Origin of the sequence: Pseudoscardovia radai, assembly GCF_002259605.1 — a bacterium.
GTDB lineage: Bacteria > Actinomycetota > Actinomycetes > Actinomycetales > Bifidobacteriaceae > Pseudoscardovia > Pseudoscardovia radai.
The window spans coordinates 154,963-178,081 of sequence record NZ_MWWR01000006.1; the positions used below are offsets into that span (position 1 = coordinate 154,963).

Consider the following 23,119-nt stretch of genomic DNA (forward strand, 5'->3'; position numbering starts at 1 on the left):
CGCACCACCGCACGGAACCGGCACGCTGAACCGATTGAGCGAACGAACTCAGCGCATGTCATCGCGCTCGTTGCGCTCCATGCGGTCGGCGCGCTCCGCACCCTTGCCGAAAGCGCGCAGGCGAACACCGTTCCAGTCCTTGCTCACGGTCAGCGGGGTCGCGGCGTTCATGCCGGCGGTTTTTGCGGCGGACTGGAGCGTGGTGGGGCTGGTGCTGCCTTCGCGGCCGGGCTTGGGCGTGATGATCCAGAACGGAACCCCCTCGTCCGCGAGGCTCGTGGCATCCATGATGGTGTCGGCCAGGGCATCCTCGTCATCGCCGTCGCGCCACCAGATGATGACCCCGTCAACCGAGGAATCGTAATCCTCGTCCACAAGGTCCTCGTTGGTCAGATCCTGAATCTTCGAGCGCAGATCTTCGTCCACGTCCTCATCCCACAACCATTCCTGGATGATGTCACCGGGATGGAAACCAAACTCCTGCGCTTCTGTGATCGTAGTTGTAGACACGTCACACAGCTTAGCAACTGCCATGTAACACGGCCGCAACCCGTCCACGAAGCGACATGCCAATCCCGCGCCGTCGCCCCGCCGTCACTGCGACGCGCTGCTCGAGGCAATGGCGTCGTTATACACGTCCACGCTGCACCGGGGCAGCGAATCGCCCTCCCCCTTGCCGATCGCCACCAGCGCCTTGTACGCGTCGTCGAGGTTCGTCACGGCCACGTCGCGCATGCCGTCGGGAACGTTATCCACCACCTCGTCGCAGTTCGTGGCGGGCGCGAGGAACCACGTGGCCCCGTCACGACGCGCACCGAGGAGCTTCTGCCGGATGCCGCCGATGGCGCCCACGGTGCCGTCGGACTCCATCGTGCCCGTGCCGGCGATCGTCAGGCCGCCGGTTTCGTCGGCCGGCGTGAGCTCGTCGATGACCCCGAGCGTATACATGAGGCCGGCGGAAGGGCCGCCCACCTCGCCCGGCTGGATGGTGACGTCCACGCCGTCCTTCGAGAAGCCGGAGACGAGGCCGTTGGCCACGATGTAGTCGAGCGCGTTGGACGAGGCGGAGTCCTCCGCGGTCGTCATCTGGTCGTTGCTCGTGCTCGTGTACTGCTCCGACGTGGTGCCGTAGGGAACCACGGCCTCGCGCGGCAGCACCACCGCGGACCTGGTGAAGTACGCCATAAGCGTCTGCCAGTTCTGCGCCGTGGTGTTCGCACCCGCCACCGACACCGTGGTCATGAGCAGCTTGCCGGAATCACGGTAGGTCTGCGCGCCGTCGATCGTGATCACCGCCTGCTGTCCGTCGGACGTGGTCACCTCGCCGAGCACATCGAGCGTCAGGCCCGGGTAGCGCAGCGCGTATGGGGTGGGAAGGAGCATGGCCACGATGCACAGCACCGTCAGGAGCGCGCCGAGCAGGTATTTCGTTCCCATGCGGCCGTCGGAAAGGTCGCGGATCCAGGAGACGGGGCCGCGGCGGATGGCCGCCGTCCGGTCGGACAGGGCCGCGCCGGTCTTTCCTGTGCCGGTCTTTCCTGTGCCGGTCCTTCCAGCCCTCGTCTTTCCCGCTCTCAGCGTATTCGGGGCTTTGTCATGCGATTTTTGCGCCATGGCCCATACTATAGAAGAAACATTCCGTCCGGCGGGCGGTCCGTCCGATGCCCGCCGAACGAGGCACGGCAATGCCGCGGCGACTCGCCGGGGCGGAACAGGATGGGAACCTTATGGACGAGAACCAGTTGCACCAGTGGATGCTGGACGCCTTCGGACCGTTTGAGGGCGAACAGGCGTGGCAGCAGTTCCAGAAGCTTCCCGACAACATCAAGCAGCAGCTGCTCGAGAACTCCGCCACCGGCCTGCCCGACCCCCAGCAGCTGCGCTCCTTCTTCACGGCGCTCAACGCGAGCGGTCTGCGCACCATGTCCGACATGGACGCGGTGATGAAGGACGGCCCCATCATCGTGGATATGTCGAAGGCCCTGGCCGACGAACGCATTCGCCAGAAGGACTACCAGCCGAACGTGACGGCGCGTGACGCCGACGATATGCGCGCCGCCGTGAGCGAAGCGAATCTGTGGCTTGACTCCACGATGACCTTCGACCCGGCGCCCGGCTCCGTCGAGATCTGGACGCGCGAGCAGTGGGCCGACAAGACGCTCCCCCGCTGGGCGAAGCTCGCGAGCCCTGTGGTGGGCCGCCTGTGCTCGTCGCTGGCCGACGTGTTCCAACAGCGTTTCGGAGACCAGATGCAGGGCGAGGTGTCGGGCCTGTTCGCCGGCCCCGTGCCCATCCCGATCCCCGACAGCATGAGGAACCCGGGCACGATCATGCGCTTCGTGGGCAGCATGTCGTTCTCCCTGCAGCTGGGCGCCGCCGCCGGCGAGATGGCGACGGAGGTGCGCGGCTCCTATGACCAGGGCCTTCCGATGGGAACGAACGCCGCGGGCGCGCTGATCGTGCAAAACGTGAAGGAGTACGCGCACCAACTGGACATCGACGTGCACGAGGTCATGTCTTTCCTCGCGCTGATCGAGGTGGCCCACGCGCGCCTGTATGCGGCGGTTCCGTGGCTTCCGTCTCGCTTCGAGACGCTTATCTACAAGTACGCGCGCTCCACGTCGATCGACCTCGATTCCATGGAGTCGCAGCTGCGCGATGCCGCGGGCATGGATCCCGAGTCGATTTCGGGCGCTGTGAACCTGAGCAATGTGGCCGCCGAGAAAACGCCGGAGCAGCGCGAGGTGCTCAAGTCCATCGAGAACCTGCTTGCGCTTGTGGAGGGCTGGGTGGATTGCGTGGTGTGGCGCGCCGGCATGGCGCACCTGCCGCATCTCGACCAGCTCCTGGAGATGCGTCGCCGCGAGAGGGCGACGGGCGGTCCGGCGGAGCAGACGCTGGAATCGCTGCTGGGGCTCGAGATCCATCCCAGGACGATTCGCCAGGCGGCCGACGTGTGGTCCGCCATGACGGCGGACGGCGTGGAGGATCGCGACGCGCACTGGAACCACCCCGACCTGTTGCCTTCGCTGGGCGGCGGCGAATCCGAGGTGTCGACGAGCGACGATGGCGCCGTGGCGGATGCGGATGCCGCCGCCGCTTCTGCGGATGACGGTGCCGCCGCTTCTGCCGACGGCGCGGATGGGACATCCGAGGCACGCCCCTCCATCGACTGGGATGCCGAGCTCGAGAAGCTGCTGAGCGAAGACGGCGACGATGGCACGGATGGCGGCAACGCTTCGGATGGCGACTCGCCGGAAGGTTCCGGCGAGTCCGACGACGCGCACGACGACTGACGACCGGCCGACCGAATCCTGCCCTTCCCGGTCCCGTCACATGCCGCGCAGGAAGGGACTCAGCGGACGGCGCACCGCCGGAGCGGTCGACTGGCCCTTGGGATATGACGGGAACAGTGCATCCTCGGCACGCGTCACGGCCACGTACATGAGCCGTCTCTCCTCCTCGCGCTCCGCGTCGCTACGCGGCCGCCCGTATGGAATAAGGCCGTCGGCGCACCCCGCCACGAACACATAGCGCCATTCGAGGCCCTTCGACGAATGAATCGTCGACAGGCTCACAGTACCGGGGTCGGCGCGCCCCTCGGCCACCGCGCCCGGCGTTTCGAGAAGCTCCGTGATGAGGCGCTCCCGCTCCATGCGCCGATCCGCGGCGGCCGCAGTCGGTGCATCGTCCGGCGCTCTCCCGCCGGCCGGCGGCACGGCGCCATCCAGCCCCGTCGCCCCGTCGCCGGAGCTTGCACCGCCGGAACGCCCGGCACCGCCGGCCGCATCGGACCCATCGTCGTCCATCTCCTTCTCCGCCTGCGCGTCCCACGCCGCATCGTCCTCGGCATACGCCGCGTGCCGCGCGTTCGCCAGGTCGCCGGCCGACAGCGCCTCCTGCGCCTCGCGCCGGTCGCCGCGCACCGTCAGCGGGATGCCCGCGTCCGCGAGCGCCTTCCTGATCGGCACGAGCTGCGCGTTCGTGCGCGCCAGCACGCCGATGTCGCCGGGGCGCACGCCAAGCGAAACGAGGCGGGAGACGCGCGAGGCGATGCCGCGCGCCTCGTCGAGCTCATCGTCGTAGACGGTGGGGCGGATCGGGTGTCCGTCGCCGCGCGCCGACACCAGCGTCAGGTAGTCGTCGCGGCACGGCGAGGCGTCGAGCACGCGGTTGGCGTAATGCACGATCTGCGGCGTGGAGCGGTAGTCCCGGTCGAGCACGATATCGGAGTGGACGGGGGCGAATTCGCGGGCGAAGTCGAGCAGGTAGTGGCTTGTGGCGCCGGCGAAGGAGTAGATGGTCTGCGCGGCGTCGCCCACGACGCAGACCTCGGTGATGCCGCCCAGCCACAGGCGCAGGAGCCGGTGCTGCAGCGGCGAGACGTCCTGGTACTCGTCGACGGTGACGCAGTCGATGCCGCGGCGGATGCGGCGCGCCTGTTCGGGGAAGGCCTGGAGGATGTGGCACACGAGCAGGAGGATGTCGTTGAAATTCATCTCCCCGAGGGCGCTTTTCTGCCGTTCGAACTCGAGCGCCACCTTGGCGAAGGTGACCGGGTCGAGCTGCGCCGGCGGGATGCGCCCCGTGGCGGAGCAGACGGCCGGGTAGTCCTCGGGGGCGATCAGCGAGACCTTGGTCCAGTCGATCTCGGAATTGATAAGGCGCAGGTCGTGGATGTCGAGGTCGGATTGGTTCGTGACCACGCGCACCGCCTCCGAGAGCGCCGGCAGGCTGGTGGCGCGCAGCACGGGGAAGGGCTCGTCGGTCAGGGAGCTCCAGACGAAGCGCAGCTGGCTGAGGGCCGCGGAGTGGAAGGTTTTGGCGCGCACCTCGCCGGCGCCGAGGGCTGCGAGACGCGAGCGCATCTCGGCGGCGGCCTTGGCGGAGAAGGTGACGGCGAGCGCGTGCGCGGGGTTCCACACGTCCAGCGCGCATGCGTAGGCGATGCGCCGCGTGATGGTGCGCGTCTTGCCGGCGCCGGCGCCGGCGATGATGCGGACGGGGCCGCTCGTGGACTGCACGGCGCGGCGTTGGTTCGCGTCGAGTCCTTCGAGAAGGGCCTCGGCTTGCTTGGCGGTCACGGCCGTCACCTCCTTGCGGTTGCGTTCGGTTCGTTGCGTCCGGTTGCGTTCTGCACGCCGGCGCCGCGCACGATGCGGAGCACCCTTATCTTACCGAGGCCTGACGCATCTTTCGGGATTGCGCGGCTTCCACGATTCCCCGGCCCCGCGATTCCCGCCCCGAGCCGAAGGCGCTCCGGTATCCTTGGGACGCGTGCTGTATTAAGGTTGTGAATTGTGACTAAGACCCTCTACGAAGCAGCCGCGCTGACAGCAGCCGTTGCACCCGACATCGCGCCCGCGGGCGTCCGTGAATCCGAGCAGTTCATGGAGGCAGGCGATCGAGACGGATTGCAGACGGTTGTCGTCACTGACTCCGCGGGCAAGGAATACGATACGACGATCGCCGAAGGCGGCGACGCCGTCAGGCTCCTGTCCCGCCGCGCCGTGGCCGCCATCAGTATGCACAAGGCGAAGGAGCCGGCCAGCCTGCGCTTCCGCCTCGAGAACGTGCGCTATTTCAAAACCATCGACAAATCCGCGTCGAAGGGTCTTGCGGTCATGATCACGCGCCACCACGACGGCGAGGCCGCCATGCTCACCGACCTGACGGCCGCGCAGTGCGGCACGATCGGCGCCGCCATCGGCTCCGTGCACCGCATGAACCCGCAGTTCGCCGTCGACGCCAAGTTCCCCACGTACACCGCCCAGCAGATCCGCAAGCAGATGGGCGGCTGGATGCGCTATCTGTCGAAGAACAACCAGATCCCCAAGGAGATCACGGGAAGCTGGCGCGAGATCCTGTCGCAGCCCAACCTCTTCGACTTCCAATGCCGTCTCGTGCACGGCGGCTTCGAGGACGGCGACGTGCTGTTCCGCCAGGAGGACGTGAGCGCGATGCTGCACTGGGAGAACCTGCAGGTCAACGACCCGGCGCGCGACCTGGCGTGGATCTACAAGTACCTCGACCCGGAGCGCCGCAACGCGGTGACCGCCGCCTACGCACGCATCATGGATTCGCGCATGGACGACATGATCATGCTGCGCGCCCGCATGTGGGTGGAGATGGAGCAGGTGCGCGACTACCTCGACGCCATCGAACGCGCCGACAACGTGGAGATCATGAACTTCAAGGCCAGCCTCGACCAGCTGGCGCACCGCATCATCGCGACGCGCGGCGCGCAGCCGAACGCCTCGCGCCACTACGAGCACCCGAATACGCTGACGGTCGGCGACCTGCTCAACTCCCCCGACGGGGCTCCCGGCGCACGCCCGGTGGAGCATCCGGGCGAGGCGTCGCACGCCGCCGAGCGGCTGTCTCCGGACCTGCAGACGGCGGGGCTGGGCCGCCCGTATACCGTGAACGCGGCGGATTTCGCACGCCGCGAAGGCCTGTCACACGAGAATCAGGCGAGCGCCGGGCAGGCAGGACAGGCGCGCGCGGCGCAGCGGGGAACGGCGCAACAGGGCGCGGATGTGACGGCGGAAACCATGGCGATCTCGATGACGCGCGGCACGGGCGCCGTCCGCTCCGGCGCCGCCGGCCAGGCGAACGCCGATCCGTCCGAGCAGGTGCAGCATTTCGCGCTTCCGGAGCTCAACACCGTGGGTCTGAACCTCGACAAGCTCTCCCACCCCGACGCCTCGCCGTGGGCGCATGAGGCCACGGGCTCCGTGCACGCCACCCCTGTCGGCGACACGACGGGAACGCGTCCCGCCACGCGTGGCACGGTGCGTCAGAATCGTCGGCCCGCGGCGCAGAACGCCGCCTCGCAGCGCCCCGTCCCGCAGAACGAAACGTCGCGACCGGCCGAGCCGAGCGACGAGACAAACGCCATCGAAACCGTCGCGAGCGCCACCTTCGAACCGCGACACGCGGCGTTCCGAGGCGAGTCGGCCGAAACATACGTCTATGCGCGCGACGTGCACGCCGACGAGGTGGCGGAGTTCTCCGACACCTTCCAGGCACCCGTGCATTACGGCGGGCAGTATGCCCCCGACGATGCGCCCGACGATGGCTCCGCCGGCTCCGATCTGCAGACCGTGATGCTGCCGGCCCAGCCGCTGTATTTCGAAGAGGACAGCGACGATGACCCGGCGCATGTGAGCCTTCCGGGCTTCGGCCGCCCGGCCGCGGAAAACGCCGCCCCGTCGCAGACGGCGCAGTCCGAAGCCTCGGATTCGCAGTCCACGCCGTCGTCGCAGCATGCCCCGTCGTCTCAGTCCGCCCCGTCTACCGACTCCGCCGATCCGGCGCCGGCCCGGAACGGATCCGGCGACGAGGCCGTGAGCGTCGGCTTCGGCACCGCCGGCCGCGCGCACAATGCACAGCACGGCGCACATCGTGGCCCCTTGGACACCGACGACCTGCCGGCCGGCAACGACAACCCCACCGAGGTGCTCCCCCAGCACGGAACCGTGGTGGCCGACGACGCGGATTCGAACGAACCGTCCGGCGAGTTCTCCATCTAGCCTCTCCGTTCCACCACACCGGCCCCGTCCGCCCCGTTCAGCTGGCAGCTGAGACCCGGGCGACGGGGCCGTTCGCATGCCGGCCCCGACTAGAATCGGCTTCGGACAACCATTCACGCCGCGCATGCGCGCGGCATCGAGGCAAGGAGACCCCATGGACGTCGAGATCGGTATCGAGAACACGGCACGCCCCGTGCATTTCAGCACGAAGGACAGCGTCGACAGCGTCACCTCCATCATCAAGGATGCCGCCGCGAACGGCTCCGTCGCGCAGTTCACGAACGAGAAGGGCGAGACCGTGCTCGTCAACTGCAAGTCCCTGGCCTACGCCATCGTGGGCGTCGAGGAACCGCGCCACGTCGGCTTCGGCATGTGACGCACGCGCCGCGGCGCATCCACACACCGGCGATTGCATACAGCACATACGCGAAGGCCCCCTCCGAACGGAGGGGGCCTTCGTCATCCCGGGCGGCGCCGCCCGAAGCGTTACTTCAGCACGACCGCGACATCGCACGACAGGCCGCTGACCTGCACGACGTTCGAGATGCCGAGCGTCGACGCGATGCTCTGCGCGGTGGCGAGGTCGGCGTCGGTGTTGTACCACACGGTGGTGGCGGTCGGCAGCGAGCTGTAGTCGGACGGGTTCATGGCCGACACGTCGGTGTAGCCGTTGCTCATCAGCGTCTGCGCCGTGGAGGCGGCCGCGCCGTTCACGCCGCTGCCGTTGTACACGATGACGGTGGCCGCCATGTTGGCCGTGGCCGAGGCCGAGCTGCTCGATTCGGTGTCGGACGGGGAGACGGAGTCGGAGGTGGATTCCTCGGCGGAGGACGAGGCGGATGCCGCGTCTGTGGACGAGGCAGATGACGAGGACGCGTCCGAAGACGCGGTGTCGGACGGGGAGGCGGAGGATTCCGTGGTCTGCGCGGAGGTGGAGGCGGCGTTGTCCGCCGCCGTGGTGGCGCGCTGGTTGAAGGCGCCTGAGAAGAACGCCCACGCGAAGATACCGAGCGCCAGCGCGATCACGATGGTGACGATATACGGGACGAGTCGCACGGCGAGGCTGCGCTTGCCGCGGTGCATTCCGGTCGGTCCGATGGGCGGGTTATCGAACTCGTCGGCGGGATACTTGTGTTCGTTTTCGGCCATGGTTCTCCTCATGAGATGTGACTAAGGGCCAGTCTACTTGTTTCCCTGACCAATCGGCCACATCGGGGGCGCACCGTCACCGCATCGCCCCATCGTATGCCCCACCGCATCGCCCCATCGTCCGCGCCATCACATGCCCGCCGCCCCGCCGCCCGCGCCGCAGCGCCCCGCGCCATCCGCCTTCCCCGCCCCGCCGTAGAGTGGAGGGTATGAAACTCGCTTCACTTTCCGACCTCATGGAGCCCGGCTGGGCGCAGGCCATGGCGGGGGCGGAGCCGCAGATCCGCGCCATGGGGCGCTTCCTGCGCTCCGAGCAGTCCGAGGGCCGCGACTTCCTGCCCGCATGGCCGCGCATCTTCCGCGCGTTCACGATTCCCCTCGACTCCATCAAGGTCCTGATCGTCGGGCAGGACCCCTACCCCACGCCGGGCCATCCGGTGGGCCTGAGCTTCTCCGTGGCCCCCGACGTGCGCCCGCTGCCGCGCAGTCTGCAGAACATCTACGCCGAGCTCGTCGAGGACATGGGCGTGCCCATGCCCGCCACCGGCGACCTGACGCCGTGGACGACGCAGGGGGTCATGCTGCTCAACAGATGCCTCACCGTGCAGGTGGGCAAGCCGAATTCGCACCGCGGCAAGGGATGGGAGGCCATCACCGACATGGCCATCGACACCCTCAACTCCCGCACGAACCCGGACGGCTCCCCCAAACCGCTTGTGGCGATCCTGTGGGGCCGCAACGCGCAGACGCTGGCGCCGCGCCTGACGAACGCCACGATTATCGCCTCGCCTCACCCGAGCCCCATGTCGGCCCGCTACGGCTTCTTCGGCTCCCGACCGTTCTCGCGCGCCAATGAAGCGCTTGTGCAGATGGGCGCCTCGCCGGTCGATTGGTCGCTTCCCGCGATCTAGGCTAGGTACGCAATCCCGATTAGACTGAGATGACGCGCCGCGCGACCACACCGCCGCACACCATGGCGCGCATAACCGTTAGGAGATCCAGGAGTTCCATGACAGGACCCAATACCGTTCCCATGCCCGCGGGCCCCGGCCAGGGCAGGCCGCTCGGCGCGCCGCAGCAAAGCGACCCGCAGGGCGTGGCGCATGTGCTCAATCCCGACACCATCGCCCACGCCAACGAGCTCGTCAGCCGCATCCGCGCCTGCTTCTCGCGCGGCCTCATCGGCCAGCAGCAGCTGCGCGAATCGCTGATCGTCACGCTGATGGCGGGCGGGCATATCCTCATCGAATCCGCCCCGGGCCTGGCCAAGACCACGGCCGCGCGCCTCCTGGCCTCCTCCGTGTCCGGATCGTTCAGCCGCATCCAGTGCACACCCGACCTCATGCCCGCCGACCTCGTGGGCACACAGGTCTTCGACTTCGCCACGCAGCGCATGACCACGCAGATCGGCCCCGTGCACGCCAACATCGTGCTGCTCGACGAGATCAACCGCTCGAGCCCGAAGACGCAGTCCGCCATGCTCGAGGCCATGGCCGAGGGCGCCACCACCATCGGCGGCGAAAGCATCCCGCTTCCCAGCCCCTTCATGGTCATCGCCACGCAGAACCCGATCGACGAGGAAGGCACGTACACGCTGCCCGAGGCGCAGATGGACCGCTTCATGATGAAAACCGTCATGACGTACCCCACGCCCGAGCAGGAGGGCAGGATGCTCGACATGCTCACGCGCCGCCGCACCGACCAGCCGGACTACTCGCACAGCCCGGAGACCACGATCAGCCTGCGCGACCTCGAGTTCCTGCGCGACACCGTGCGCCACGTGCATGTGGCCGGCGCCATCATGAAATACGTCGTCGACCTCGTCTCGACCACGCGCGGCTCGGGCCCCCGCCCCATCCAGGGCCTGGGCAACATCGTGCGCCTGGGCGCCAGCCCCCGCGCCTCCATCGCCCTCGTGCGCGTGGCACAGGCGCAGGCGCTGCTCAACCGCCGCGACTACGTGGTGCCGGAGGACGTCAAGGACTTCGCCACCGACGTGCTGCGCCACAGGGTGCTGCTCACCTTCGAGGCGCAGGCGGACGATATCACGAGCGACGAGGTCATCGACCGCGTCATCAAGGCGGTTCCCGTTCCGTGATGTTCCGCACACCCACGCCCCCGGCCCGCCCCGAGGGTCCCGACGTCGGGAACGCGGCGGCCGTCTCCGCGCCCGCCGCGGCGCAAGGCCCCGTTTCGCTGGACGAAGGGCTGTCCGCCGCGCCGAAGGACCCGATTCGCACGCGCATCATCGCGATGGCGCAGCGCCTGTCGCTGCCGACGGTGACGCGCGCCCTCGGCATCCTCGAAGGCGAGCATCCGTCGGGACGCCGCGGCAGCGGCTACGAGTTCCTCGACGAGCGCTTCTACCAGGCCGGCGACGAGGCGCGCCTCATCGACTGGAAGGCGTCGGCGCGCCGCGGCCGCCCCGTGATCGCCGACAAGGAGCGCACCGTCACGAGCAAGGTGTGGATGCTGCTCGACGGCGGCGTGGAGATGACCGGCCTGACGCGCGCGGGCGAGAACAAGTACCGCGTGGCGTTCAATGCGATGCGCATGTTCGCCATGCTCTCGCTGCGCCGCGGCGACGACATCACGATTCTCGCGGCGAACAAAGACGACGTGTTCCGTGCCACGGTGAACCGCGACTTCGCACAGTTCGACCAGACGCTGCGCTCGATGTCCCGCCGGCTCGCCAAGTCGCCGCGCTCCATGAAGCAACTGCTGCGCTGCGCCAAGCGCATCCCCGACCGCCGCTCGCTGATTGTCATCGTGTCCGACGAAACCGGCTGGCAGCATGCGTCGATGTCGCAGATCAAGGCGCTGCGCCGCACGCACCAGATCGTGGCCGTGAGCATCGACTCCCTCAACCCGTTCTCCGTGCCGCAGACGCCGCACGGCGCCTTCGACGCGCACACCGACCGCCGCATCCCGGCATACCTGCGCACGCGCGCCACGGCCGACGAGCTGACGGCACACCGCGCGTTCCTGTCAGAACGCGCCCGCACCGAGCTGACGCGCCACGGCGTGACGTACCTGAGCGGCGAATCCAGCGAGGACATATTCCGCCAGTTCGTCACCTATCTTTCGACCATCATGAAAAACACCGATATCTCCCGGGGGGTGACCAGATGATGCCCTGGTCCGCGTATATCCTCGCCGCCCGCCCCTGTGCCGCGGACGCCCAGACCCTCGCGTACCAGTTCGACGAGACGCCCATGCCCCAGCGCCCCATCTCCGTGTTCGGCGCCCTGGGCATCGTGTTCCTTCTCGTCGCCATCATCATCGTGTACGCGGCGTTCCTGCGCCGCCCGCGTGCGGCCGCCCCGTCGGCGTACGCACGCCACGGCATCGACTCGGACACGCGCTCGTGGCATGAGCGCGTGGCGCAGATCCTCGCCAGGTTCAACGCCGGACAGATCGATGACGACGAGGCTTACCGCCTGCTGGCGCGTCTGTGCCGCGAGTACGCGACGATGCGCACGGGCTCCGACATGTCCACGACCACGCTCACGGATATCCGCCGCGCCTCGGGCGCGCAGGCCGGTATGCGCCCCAATCCGGGCCTGCAGGCGCTGAGGCAGACGATCGCCGCGCTGTACCCGCCGGAGTTCGCCGACCCCGCCAGCAATCCGCGTGCCGCCGAGGCGACCGTGGACATGGCGTGCGATTGGGTGGACAGGCTGATCGAGGGGTGGCACTGATGGACGCCTTCCTTCTGACGATGGCCGGCCAGACGATGGCCGGTCCGACGATGGCCGACGGCTGGACGGACGGCCTGCGCCTCGACGGCTTCTCCCTGCGCTGGCCGCTCGTCGGCATCGGCGTGGCGGCCGCGTTCGCCATCCTGTGGTACATCGCCCACCGTGCGGCGCAGCGCTCCGCCTACCGCCCCGCCGACGACATGCCGCCGGTGTGGACGCTGAACGACGACATGCAGGGCATCGCGGCCGATAACCGCTACCGCGGCTGGATCCGCGCGAACCGCGCCGCCGTCGTGCTCCTGTCGATCGTCGGACTCGTCACGGCGGCGCTATGCGCCCGTCCGAGCGCCATCCAGCGCGATAACGACGCCGCCACCAGGCGCGACATCGTGCTGTGCCTCGACGCGTCGGAATCCGCGCTGCCCTACGACCAGCAGATCCTCGAATCGTATCTCAAGCTCACCGAGCATTTCAGCGGCGAGCGCATCGGCCTGAGCATCTTCAACTCCACCTCGCGCACCGTGTTCCCGCTGACCGACGATTACTCGCTGGTCAAGAACCAGCTGCAGTACGCCAGCGACCTGCTCGCCAACCTCACCTCAAGCGGCAGCGTGGCGAACCTGACGCAGGACCAGATCGCCGAAATCGACCGCTGGCTCGAGGGCACGTGGAATATCACCGACGCTTCGTCCCTGATCGGCGACGGCCTCGTCAGCTGCGCCATGATGCTCCCCGAGTTCGTGCTCAACGAGGGCCGCTCAAGCGGCACGACGGCGGGCTCAGGCTCCGGTACGTCGGCATCCTCCGACAGAACCGGCATGATCCTTCTGGCCACCGACAACATGACCAACGGAACCGGTGTCTACACCCTCGGCGAGGGCCTCGACCTGACCGACCGCTCGAATATCGCCGTCGACGGCCTGTACGCCGGAACGTCGCTGACCAGCGGCACCTCCGAGGCCGTCGAGATGCGCACGCTGATCGAGCGGCACGGCGGCGTTTTCGAAATGCCCAGCTCGCAGGACGCCATCGACAACCTCGTGCGCGACATCGACAACCGCAGCGTGGGCGAGGAACAGGACATCAACCGCTCCGACCTGCGCGACAGGCCGCTGCTTTTCCTCGCGGCCCTCGCGCTGCTGTGGCTGCTGTACCTCGCGATCGAAGGGGCGCTGAGACGATGAGATTCACCCTGCAACCCATCTTCGGATGGCCCGTCACGATCGCCGTCATCGTCGTCGTGCTCGCCGTGACGGCGGCGCTCGCCATCCGCGCGCACCGCCAGGCGCCCGACGTGGATTCGACGGCCGTGGACTGGGGCCGGCGCTGCGCCGTGTCCGCGGTTATCTGCCTCATGATACTCGGCCCCAGCACGATGGTGCAGTCCACCACGCGCGCCGTGTCGGCCACCGACGTGGTCATCGCGCTCGACGTCACCGGCTCCATGGCCGTGGACGACGCCTCGTACCCGGGCACCGGCGGCGAAAAGATGACGCGCATCACGGCCGCCAGCTACGTGGTCAGCGACCTGACCAAGCTCTACCCCGACTCGAGTTTCGCCGCCCTGAGCTTCGGCGGCGACAGCTCGACCCTCGGCCTTCCGCTGACGCCCGACGTGTCGGCCGTCACCTCCTGGGTCGACGACCTGTACACGGAGCCCACGGGCGTGTCGAGCGGATCCAATCCCTCCGCCCCGCTCGACGGGCTGACGACGGTGCTCTCCGACATGCGCTCGCAGCACCAGAACGACCGCATCGTGCTGTATTACATCTCCGACGGCGAGCAGACCGCCGACGGGCAGCGCAACTCCTTCTCCGCCTTGCGCGCCTATGTGGACGACGCCGTGGTGGTGGGCGTGGGATCCGACGACGGCGGTACCGTGCCGCAGCTCAGGTCGGGCCTGCGCGCCGGCGACGCCTACCCCGACGGCACCACGTGGGTCACCGACCCCGACACCGGCCAGCCCGGCGTGTCGAAGCGCGACTCGGCCACTCTCTCGGCCATCGCCGACGAACTGTCGGGCGTGTACCAGGCGGTCGATGCCTCGAGCGCCGTCCAGTACCCGGCCTCCGGCCAGTCGCAGCAGGACTACCAGCTGGTGCGCGTCGAAAAGCAGGTGAACAGCACGAACCCGATCGTATGGCCGTTCGCGGCCGTGCTCGCCGCGCTGCTCCTGTGGGAGGCCATCGCGCACGCCCGAACCTCGAGGAGGCTGCTATGAGCCAGACCATTCCCGGCCCCGCGCCCGGCGCCCCGTCGGCGCCCGCGCCGAACGGCATGTCCTGGGCGCCCGGCGCACCGGACGCCCAGGCGGCGCCGGCGCACCGCTCCCCCGCGGTCACGGCGCTCGCCATCGTCGGAATCGTGCTTTCCGTCGTCATCGCGGCCTGGGCCTTCCTCACCATGTACACGGTGAACCGCTACGATGCCGCGACGCGCCAGCTGCAGACCGACATCACCACGTTCACGGCCGACGATTCGGCCGACCTCGACGCACTGCTCGCGCAACAGCATTCGGTGGACGCACAGTTCGCGGACGTACTGACGTGGAAATGGAGCCAGCTGCCGTTCCTGCGCTCCGACATGGAACGCAACGCCCAGGTCAGCAAGGACCTGACCGAGGCCATCGAGAAGCAGCAGCAGACCAACGCGAATTCAAGCAACGGCTCCTCGAACGATTCCGACAGCGACAGCGACGGCTCCAGCAGCGACTCGCCGAGCGGCGACTCCTCGCAAAGCGGCCCCGGCACCGCATCGAACGACTCCTCCGACTCCGCCTCGCCGTCATCCACCGACGGGCAGACCTCGGACTCCTCGCAATCCCCGAGCGCGTCGGACTCGATGTCGTCGGACTCCTCCCAGGCGCCCGATTCCTCGAGTTCCTCCAGCGACGCCGGAGACGGCGACGACGAGAAGCTGCAACAGCTTCGCAACCGAAACAGCGGCGGCAGTTCGAACCCCTCCGGCAGCTCGCCGGCGGGCGGGACCGGCGGCCCCACCGTGAGCCGTCCGTGGTAAGGCGCCGCATGGTTCTCCGCACCGGTACCTCGACGCCCGGCGATCGAGCGCCCGAGGTACCGGCGACCGGGGCATCGACCCCGAGTTATCCACAGGCCCGCGCGTGCGCGTGACCTTCGTCCACAATGTCATGGCGCCCGGCGTGTCGGCTTGCGCCTCTGCCACGATGACCCCATGACACAGATACATCCCCTGACCAAAAGTTCGCCGACGCCGGGAGGGCTCCCCGTCGGCACGCTGTCCCCAGGTGCAGGCCTGAACGGCATCCAGCCGTCCAAGCCCCTGCACTCGCCCTCGTCGCCCTCGACACCCGGCCCGCCGAGCATGCTGACCCCGCAAGGTCTGTCCGGCGGATGCCAATGCCACGGCACCGTGCAGCTCGCCGTACAGATTCTCGAAAGCGCCGTCGCGGGATCCCAGGACGCGCTCAGGGCCGCGCTCGACGCCATCGGCAACTTCGACCTGACCCAATGGGAGGGTTCGGCGGCCACCCTATGCCATGACATGCTGCAACGCATGTGCTCCGTCATCAACGCAACCGACGACGAGCTGCAGGTGACCCTGCGCATGACCACGATCACGGGAGGCACGCCATGACCCAGTACGTCGACACCAAGATTCGCGCGAACCTCACCTACCTGGGCGACATCGACGCCCTCGAGCGCTTCGCCACGGGCCTTCTGGCCGTTGCCGAGAGGGTCTCCACCATCACCGCCATGTGGCAGTCCATGCCCCTCAAGATGCAGATGCACCGCCACTCCACAATGTGCCCGTACCTGCCGATGGGCGCGCCGTCGGTCACGCCGAGCGGGCACAAGTCGCTGCCCTTCGACGCGATCGAAGGGCAGGCGCGCACGCACGTCGAGCAGTACGCGCAGCTCGCCGCGACGCTGCAGTCGGCCGCCGAACGCATCCTGCGCGCCTACTCCATCTACTCGGATTCCGAACAGAGGGCGCGGCGCATCGTCAACGAGATGATCGAGTTCGCCATCGAGCGCTTCCCCATCGGTTCGTCGTTCTTTCTGGCCGGCGCGTCGGTGTTCATCCCGTTCATCGGGCTCGTCGACGAAGGCGAGTTCACGCCCGCCTCGTACTCGCACGAGCTGTGGTGGTTCCAGGACGGCATCGTCTCCGGCTACGGCGCGGTGCTCTCCGGCGTCCCGATGAGCGCCGGGCTGAAATCCCTGTTCAAGAAAATCGGCTCGAGCTCGGGCAAGATGCCCGGCGGCATCGACCTGTCGAGGCTGTTCGACCCGAAAACCCTCGACGCGCTCGAGTGGAAGGACGTCGTCGAGAACCTCTTCCACACCGACGAGGCAAACGAAGCCGCCGGGCAGTTCACGAAGCTGGGCGGGTCGTTCGTCGACCGCATCCAGGGCTCCGACGTGAACGTCTACGAGATCCACCCGCGCAAGCCGCTGGAGAAACCCGAGACCATAGCCGACGCCTACCGCAACATCGAGTTGCTCAACGGCCCCTCCACCAGCCCCGGATACGCCACCATCTGCATCCAGCGGCTCGAAAGGCCCGACGGCAAGCGCGCATGGATCGTGACGCTCCCGGATTCCGACGGCCATCCCGACTCCCCGTGCTCGGTCAACCAGATCGTGCCGCTGATGTCGGATTCCTCGCGCCAGCGCCTCGACTCGGAAAGTATGAAGTTCGCGCGCGAGGCGATGAAGCAGGCCGGCGTGAAGAAAGGCGACGACGTGGTGCTTATCGGCGGCTCGCAGGGCGGGCTCACGGCGGCGTCGATGGCGGGCGGCATCTCGAGCGAATACGATTTCCTCCACGTCGTCACCGCCTCGGCCCCTATAGCGAACCACCCGATCCCGGGCAACACGTATGTGACGAGCGTCGAGATGGAAACCGACCCCCTGACGGCGCTCGACGGCGCACAGAACCCCGTGCGGGAGAGCTGGCTGACGGTGCAGGGCATGAACTCGCGCACGCCCTCGCCCACCTCCACTCCCGTGGAGGGAACCGGGGACCACCTCGAGCAGCCCACCGGCATGAACTACCAGCGCGCCGCCTGGCAGAACGCCACCGAGGCCGGCTCCCCCGCCGTGGAGGAGCACGAACGGCATTTCCAGGAGGCCACCCAGGGAGAGCTCGTGGGCACGTATTTCTACCAGGGCCGCATCGAGTAACGGGCGCGGGCGCGGATGGAGCAACGGCGACATGGCGCGGTGCGCGTCACGCTTATCGTGCGGGCGGCGCGACGGCAGCCGGGCGCCTCGCGCGACGGCAGCCGGGCGCTTCACGCAACGGCAGCCGGGCGGACCGCGCGGCCTGCCGTATCCGCGCCCTGCCGTATCCTAGAGGCATGAATCTGACTGACATCACCCCCGCTATCGCCCTCAGCCCGCTTGACGGACGCTACCAGAAGCAGACCTCCCCGCTCGTGGAGTACCTGAGCGAACCCGCGCTCAACCGCGAGCGCATCCATGTCGAGACCGAATGGATGATCTACCTCGCCGGCGGAGACGACGGCCGCACGTCGTATATCCCGGGCGTCAAGCCGTTCACCGATGCGGAGGCGGCGTACCTGCGCGCCATCGTCGGCGATTTCGGCGCCGAGGGCATCGACGAGCTCAAGCAGATCGAGTCCGTCACGCACCACGATGTCAAGGCCGTGGAATACTACATCGACCGCCGTCTCGACAAGGCCGCCGAGGCCCTGGGCGCCGACACGGAGCTCGCGCGCCTCAAGCCGCTCGTGCATTTCGCCTGCACGTCCGAGGACATCAACAACCTCTCGTACGCGCTGTGCGTCAAGCAGGCTGTGGAGAAGGTGTGGCGCCCGGCCCTCGAGCACGTCACCGACAAGCTCGCCGCCGCGGCCGACACCTTCCGCGACCTGCCGATGCTCGCCCTGACGCACGGCCAGCCGGCCACCCCGACGACGCTCGGCAAGGAACTCGCCGTGTACGTGTACCGCCTGCGCCGCCAGCTCAAGCATCTCGACTCCCAGGAATACCTGGGCAAGATCAACGGCGCGACCGGCGATTTCGCCGCCCACTACGCCGCCCTTCCGCAAGTGGACTGGGTGCATGTCTCGCAGACCTTCGTCACCGAGCGCCTGGGCCTGGACTGGAACCCGCTGACCACGCAGATCGAATCGCATGACTGGCAGGCCGAGCTCTACGGCATCGCCAGCCATACGAACCACATCCTGCATAACCTCGCCCAGGACGTGTGGATGTACATCTCGCGCGGCGTGTTCGCGCAGGTGCCCGTCAAGGGCGCGACCGGCTCCTCCACCATGCCGCACAAGGTCAACCCGATCCGCTTCGAGAACGCCGAGGCGAACCTCGAGCTCAGCTGCGCGCTGTTCGACACCCTCGCCGCCACGCTCACCGAGACGCGCTGGCAGCGCGACCTCACGGACTCCACCACGCAGCGCAACATCGGCTCCGCCTTCGGCTACGCCATGCTCGCCCTGTACAACCTCGACGGCGGCCTCGACTCCATCCATCCGAACAAGGAGGCCATGCAGGCCGAGCTCGACGGCAACTGGGAAGTGCTCGGCGAAGCCATCCAGACGGCCATGCGCGCCGCGGCGCTCGAAGGCCGCGAAGGCATGGACAACCCGTACGAGCGCGTCAAGGAACTCATGCGCGGCAAGCGCATCGGCAAGAAGGACGTCGAGGACTTCGTGGCCACGCTGAATTTCGACGCCGAGACCGGCGCCCGCCTCGCCTCCCTGACGCCCGCGACCTACCGCGGCATCGCGGACCGGCTGGTAGACTACGATGCATGAGCCGAGACACCAGTAAAGAGAACGGAGGCCACGGCGACGACGTCGTGGCCTCGGATTCCCCGATCCGGCCGCAGAGAGACGAAGCCACGGAGAATCCCAGCGAGAAGACCTCCGACACGATGACCTCGGACGCACAGGCGACCGGTGGGGACCGCACCGCCGCAAGCTCCGGAAAAACGGCCTCCCCCGCCAAGCCGGCGCCGCTTATCGAAGATGTCGCGCCGCAGAAGGTGCGCGACCGCACCGACCTCATGCACCTCGTCCTGGCGGCCCTCATCGGCGTCGCCGCAACGCTCATAGCCTATTACCTGACGGGACTGACATCCGGCGTCCAATCCGACATGGAGCGCGCCGTCGAAGGGGCCAGCTGGCTCCTGTCGATGCCCTTCACCTTCTTCACCCAACTGTGCACGGTCGTTATCATCGGATGGGTCATCATCCAAACCGTCATCACCAAGGAATGGGTGCAATGTCTGAGCTCGGCCACCGCGCTCATCCTCGGCTACCTCATCTGCGACCTCATATCGTGGCTTGTCGTCAGAACCGGGAACCCGGAGCTCATCACCGCCCTCATATCCAACAACAACATCTCCGGCACCCTGCTGCCTGACCTGTACGCCGGCCTCGCCGCGTTCCTCACGGCCGCCGGGCCCATGCGCATGCGCAACTCCGTGCGCTGGGGCTGGATCATCACCGACGTGCTCGCCGCCCTGCTCGTCATCGTCAGCTTCGAGTCGCCCGCCGGGACCATCGTCTCGTATACCCTGGGCCGCGCCATCGGACTGACGACGCGCTTCATCGCCGGCTCCCCCAGCTTCGGCGCCTGGGGCTCGCAGATCACCGACGCCATGGCGATGATAGGCCTCAAGCCCGTGCGCCTCGTGCGCCGCGCGGAGCAGGACGGCACCGCCGACATCGCCGACGGCCTCGTGCCCGACTCGCGCATCTATGACATGACCTGCGCCGACGGCACATCGTATGTGGTCTCCGTCTCCGACGAGCAGCGCCACGCCACCGGCTACCTGCGCCAGCTGTGGCAGATGATCACGCTCACCGGCATCTCGCATCGCACCGACCGTTCCGCACGCGCCGCCGTGCGCCACCACCGCAACATGCTGCTCGACCTGCGCCATATCGGCCTGCCGCAGCTCAACCCCTACGAGGTCACGTACAGCAAGGAATCCGCCATCCTCGTACTCACCAAGGACGAGGTGCTCTCCCCCTGCGACTGGCCCACCGTCACCGACAACGACGTGGCCGACGTCATGGCGTACCTGCACCGCGCGAACACGCGCGGCTACACAAACCGCACGATCCGCCCCGGCAGCTTCGCCCGCACGAAGGACGGCCGGCTCATCCTCACCGGCTGGGATATCGGCGACGACGGCAGCAACGGCGCCAACATCGCCATCGACCGCGTGCAGATGCTCGCCGCGCTTATGTGCACGATCGGCATCGACCGCACCATTCTGTGCGGCATCCGCGCATGGGGCCGCGAGGAGATGGCCGCGCTGCAACCCTATGTGCAGAGCGCCGTGATTCCGATGGAGACGGTGCGCATGCAGACGTGGGACCGCCGCCACAGCATCAAGACGCTGCGCACGCGCCTCGGGCAGCTCGTGGACGAGGACGAGGCGGAGCAGACCGTGCCCGTCACCGTCACGCGCTTCTCGCTGCGCACGATCCTGAGCATCGTGCTCGTTCTCATCGCCGCCATCGTGATCTTCACGCAGTTCAACCTCGACGAGATGATCACCGCCGTCAGGGGCGCGAACACGGCGATGGCGCTGCTGTGCTTCCTCTTCGGCTGCCTGGCGTGGGTGGGCATGACGATCACCCTGACCGCGTTCACGGAGCCCGACAAGCGGCATTTCTTCGCCGCCTTCATGGCGCAGATCACGACGAGCTTCACCGCCGTGTCCATGCCCGCGGGAGTGGGCCCCGCGTTCGTGAACCTGCAGTTCCTGCGCAAAACCGGGCACAGGAACTCGAAGGCCACGGCCATCATGAGCGCCGTCATCGCCGTGCAGGTGGTCGCCACCGTCATCCTCATCGTGTTCGTCGGCCTGTTCACCGGCCGCGCCAGCTTCGGCAGCATGGTGCCCACGGGAACCGTGGCCATCGTCATCGCCGCGCTGATTGTGGTCGGCTCGCTGTGCATGCTCATCCGGCCGTTGCGCACCATGATTCAGAAGAAGCTCATGCCGATTCTCAGCCAGTACGCGCACCAGCTGGCCGCGCTGCTCACCCAGCCCGCCACGCTCGCCGTCGCATGCTTCGGCGCCGTGCTGCAATCGGTGGCTTTGGGGCTGAGCTTCTGGGCCGCGCTCATGGCCTTCGGCTACCACTCGAATGTGGTGGAGACCACGTTCATCTACCTTCTGAGCAGCACGATTGGCTCGGCCGTGCCGACGCCGGGCGGCCTGGGCGGCGTGGAGGCGATGCTGTTCGCCGCGTTCACCGGAACCGGCGTGCCCGGCGCCATCGCCATGAGCGCCACGATGCTGTTCCGTGTGCTCACCTACTGGATCAGGATTCCCATGGGCGCGCTGTCGATGAAGTGGCTGCAGAAGCGCAATATGCTGTGACGATGCGGGGCGGTGCGGATGCAGCCTGCCGCACTGCTCTTCCGCGCACCCATTCCACGACACCCTCCCATGCCGCGAAAATGGCTGAATCGCGGGCATTCGCGTCCGAATCGTGGAAAATCGGGCCAAAACCGACACGTGCCGGACGCGGAATCCGTCTTTTTTGTGTTTTTTGCCCCGAAATCCCTGAAATTTCAAAGAAAAGTGCCCTGTCAGGCCAGACATTGAAGTAATATCTCTATTGTGATTCAGGGCCCCTCATAAGGAGGAGCCCTCCAATTGGAAGGGTGTGCACATGGCATACAACAAGTCCGAGCTCGTTTCGAAGATCGCTCAGAAGAGCAACCTCACCAAGGCCCAGTCCGAGGCCGCGGTCAACGCCTTCGAAGAGGTGCTCATCGAGTCCCTCAAGAGCGGCGAGGGCCTCCGCCTGACCGGTATCCTCACCGCGTCCCGCGTCGAGCGCGCCGCCCGCAAGGGCCGCAACCCGCGTACGCGCGAGGTCATCGACATCCCGGCCGGCTACGGCGTCAAGCTGACCCCGGGCTCCCTCCTGAAGAAGGCCGTGTCCGAGCAGGAGTAGTCGGGTTTCCGGAAACCGGCCCTCGTTTCCCGGGTTCGGTTTTCGAAATACGATTCGACGATTCGACTCGCTGATTCGACTCGCAAAGGGCTGTGGATTCAAGGATGAATCCACAGCCCTTTGTTATGCCCATTGCTCTTCATGCGGTTGCGCACGGATGTGTGGCCCCATACGAATCCGCGCCACATCCCCACACCGCCTCCCCAACAGTGCCTCTCACTGGCACGCCACCCGCCAACGAGACCCACTGTTCGCGGAAAAATCGTGCATTCCCAACACCCGCCTCCCCAACAGTGCCTCTCACTGGCACCGGACCGACCAGCGAGACCCACCGTTGACGGAAAAATCGTGCATTCCCAACGATCCCCCGCCCAACAGTGCCCCTCACTGGCACCGGAGCGACCAACGAGACCCACCGTTAACGGCTTGACGACCTATTCCCAACGATCCCCCGCCCAACAGTTGCTCTCACTGGCACCGGACCGACCAGCGAGACCGACCGTTGACGGAACAATCGTGCATTCCCAACACCCGCCTCCCCAACAGTGCCTCTCACTGGCACTAGACCGACCAACGAGACCCACCGTTAACGGCTTGACGACCTATTCCCAACGATCCCCCGCCCAACAGTGCCTCTCACTGGCACCGGAGCGACCAACGAGACCAACCGTTGACGGAACAATCGTGCATTCCCAACACCCGCCTCCCCAACAGTGCCTCTCACTGGCACGCCACCCGCCAACGAGACCCACTGTTCGCGGAAAAATCGTGCATTCCCAACA

At 67.4% G+C, this 23,119-nt stretch carries 19 protein-coding genes; 15 read left to right on the forward strand and 4 right to left on the reverse strand.

The genetic code is table 11. The annotated features are described in order from the left end of the window. Positions 1-48: 48 nt before the first annotated feature. The gene (locus tag PSRA_RS04680; RefSeq protein ID WP_094660734.1) at positions 49-534 is read right to left on the reverse strand and encodes a DUF3052 domain-containing protein; all 486 of its coding nucleotides are present in this window, start codon (positions 532-534) and stop codon (positions 49-51) included. Between the two features lie 60 nt (positions 535-594). Further along, positions 595-1,614, reverse strand: a complete 1,020-nt coding sequence (locus PSRA_RS04685; RefSeq protein WP_094660735.1) for a YlbL family protein — start codon at positions 1,612-1,614, stop codon at positions 595-597. A 113-nt stretch (positions 1,615-1,727) separates the two neighbouring features. Here PSRA_RS04685 and PSRA_RS04690 point away from each other — a divergent pair, with 113 nt between their 5' ends. Then, a complete protein-coding gene (locus PSRA_RS04690) occupies positions 1,728-3,296 on the forward strand; it encodes a zinc-dependent metalloprotease (RefSeq protein WP_094660736.1) in 1,569 nt (522 codons plus the stop codon). A 36-nt stretch (positions 3,297-3,332) separates the two neighbouring features. On the opposite strand, the gene PSRA_RS04695 is transcribed toward PSRA_RS04690, so the two are convergent. Beyond that, positions 3,333-5,084, reverse strand: coding sequence for an ATP-dependent helicase (locus PSRA_RS04695; RefSeq protein WP_158216321.1), 1,752 nt, complete (start codon positions 5,082-5,084; stop codon positions 3,333-3,335). A 216-nt stretch (positions 5,085-5,300) separates the two neighbouring features. Between PSRA_RS04695 and PSRA_RS04700 the strand changes: the two genes are divergently transcribed. Continuing rightward, the gene (locus PSRA_RS04700) at positions 5,301-7,535 is read left to right on the forward strand and encodes a phosphotransferase (protein ID WP_094660738.1); all 2,235 of its coding nucleotides are present in this window, start codon (positions 5,301-5,303) and stop codon (positions 7,533-7,535) included. A gap of 154 nt (positions 7,536-7,689) precedes the next feature. Next, positions 7,690-7,911 carry a DUF3107 domain-containing protein gene (locus PSRA_RS04705; RefSeq protein WP_158216322.1) on the forward strand — a complete coding sequence of 74 codons (222 nt, stop codon included), beginning with the start codon at positions 7,690-7,692 and terminating at the stop codon, positions 7,909-7,911. Between the two features lie 110 nt (positions 7,912-8,021). On the opposite strand, the gene PSRA_RS04710 is transcribed toward PSRA_RS04705, so the two are convergent. Continuing rightward, a complete protein-coding gene (locus tag PSRA_RS04710) occupies positions 8,022-8,684 on the reverse strand; it encodes a LytR C-terminal domain-containing protein (RefSeq protein WP_245834896.1) in 663 nt (220 codons plus the stop codon). Between the two features lie 209 nt (positions 8,685-8,893). Between PSRA_RS04710 and PSRA_RS04715 the strand changes: the two genes are divergently transcribed. From PSRA_RS04715 to PSRA_RS04770, 12 genes are all read left to right on the forward strand, one after another. Then, on the forward strand, positions 8,894-9,595 hold the full coding sequence (locus PSRA_RS04715; RefSeq protein ID WP_094660741.1) for a uracil-DNA glycosylase: 702 nt from the start codon (positions 8,894-8,896) through the stop codon (positions 9,593-9,595). Between the two features lie 62 nt (positions 9,596-9,657). After that, positions 9,658-10,782, forward strand: coding sequence for an AAA family ATPase (locus PSRA_RS04720; protein WP_420820548.1), 1,125 nt, complete (start codon positions 9,658-9,660; stop codon positions 10,780-10,782). Continuing rightward, a complete protein-coding gene (locus PSRA_RS04725; RefSeq protein WP_094660743.1) occupies positions 10,782-11,816 on the forward strand; it encodes a DUF58 domain-containing protein in 1,035 nt (344 codons plus the stop codon). Before PSRA_RS04720 ends, PSRA_RS04725 begins: the two co-directional genes overlap by 1 nt. Further along, positions 11,813-12,385: a hypothetical protein gene (locus PSRA_RS04730; protein WP_094660744.1), complete on the forward strand. Its 573-nt coding sequence runs from the start codon at positions 11,813-11,815 to the stop codon at positions 12,383-12,385. Before PSRA_RS04725 ends, PSRA_RS04730 begins: the two co-directional genes overlap by 4 nt. Then, positions 12,385-13,569: a vWA domain-containing protein gene (locus tag PSRA_RS04735; protein WP_094660745.1), complete on the forward strand. Its 1,185-nt coding sequence runs from the start codon at positions 12,385-12,387 to the stop codon at positions 13,567-13,569. The genes PSRA_RS04730 and PSRA_RS04735 overlap by 1 nt, the downstream gene beginning before the upstream one ends. After that, a complete protein-coding gene (locus PSRA_RS04740; protein ID WP_094660746.1) occupies positions 13,566-14,606 on the forward strand; it encodes a vWA domain-containing protein in 1,041 nt (346 codons plus the stop codon). Before PSRA_RS04735 ends, PSRA_RS04740 begins: the two co-directional genes overlap by 4 nt. Continuing rightward, a complete protein-coding gene (locus tag PSRA_RS04745; protein WP_094660747.1) occupies positions 14,603-15,403 on the forward strand; it encodes a DUF6466 family protein in 801 nt (266 codons plus the stop codon). Before PSRA_RS04740 ends, PSRA_RS04745 begins: the two co-directional genes overlap by 4 nt. Before the next feature lie 174 nt (positions 15,404-15,577). Further along, positions 15,578-16,000 carry a hypothetical protein gene (locus tag PSRA_RS04750; protein ID WP_094660748.1) on the forward strand — a complete coding sequence of 141 codons (423 nt, stop codon included), beginning with the start codon at positions 15,578-15,580 and terminating at the stop codon, positions 15,998-16,000. Next, the gene (locus PSRA_RS04755; protein ID WP_094660749.1) at positions 15,997-17,553 is read left to right on the forward strand and encodes a hypothetical protein; all 1,557 of its coding nucleotides are present in this window, start codon (positions 15,997-15,999) and stop codon (positions 17,551-17,553) included. The genes PSRA_RS04750 and PSRA_RS04755 overlap by 4 nt, the downstream gene beginning before the upstream one ends. Positions 17,554-17,729: 176 nt before the next feature. Then, positions 17,730-19,166 (forward strand): adenylosuccinate lyase, encoded by a 1,437-nt coding sequence (gene purB, locus PSRA_RS04760; protein ID WP_094660750.1) that lies wholly within the window; start codon positions 17,730-17,732, stop codon positions 19,164-19,166. Beyond that, positions 19,163-21,754: a lysylphosphatidylglycerol synthase transmembrane domain-containing protein gene (locus PSRA_RS04765; RefSeq protein ID WP_094660751.1), complete on the forward strand. Its 2,592-nt coding sequence runs from the start codon at positions 19,163-19,165 to the stop codon at positions 21,752-21,754. Before purB ends, PSRA_RS04765 begins: the two co-directional genes overlap by 4 nt. Positions 21,755-22,049: 295 nt before the next feature. Next, positions 22,050-22,337 (forward strand): HU family DNA-binding protein, encoded by a 288-nt coding sequence (locus PSRA_RS04770; RefSeq protein ID WP_094660752.1) that lies wholly within the window; start codon positions 22,050-22,052, stop codon positions 22,335-22,337. The last annotated feature ends 782 nt before the right edge of the window (positions 22,338-23,119 follow it).